This is a genomic window from Bartonella sp. AA81SXKL, from assembly GCF_042196945.1.
In the GTDB taxonomy this organism is placed as follows: domain Bacteria; phylum Pseudomonadota; class Alphaproteobacteria; order Rhizobiales; family Rhizobiaceae; genus Bartonella.
Map to the genome: position 1 here is coordinate 465 of NZ_JBHIRH010000230.1, position 256 is coordinate 720.

Sequence of the window (256 nt, forward strand, 5' to 3'; positions counted from 1 at the left end):
GGCTCAAAGCAATATGATTTTCAAAATGTTTCATTTGAAACACCATTTTGCCTTGTCCATTCAACGCAAAAGAGCCTCCATCAAAAACCAGCTCATCTTGACCACCAACTTGATTAGCATAAACAATTGACAGACCGGATTGAAGAGCTTGCGCACGAACAACTTCTATCCTTTTTAGTATTTTATTACGATGGTAAGGAGATCCATTAAGGACGAGAATAATCTCAGCTCCTTTATTGGCAAGTTCTGCACACAG

The 256-nt window shown here is 39.1% G+C and carries 1 protein-coding gene; it reads right to left on the reverse strand.

What is annotated here, in order from left to right:
• Positions 1 to 256: nitrilase-related carbon-nitrogen hydrolase (locus tag ACFINZ_RS10770; protein ID WP_375701517.1), on the reverse strand; the 256-nt coding region annotated here is incomplete at both ends.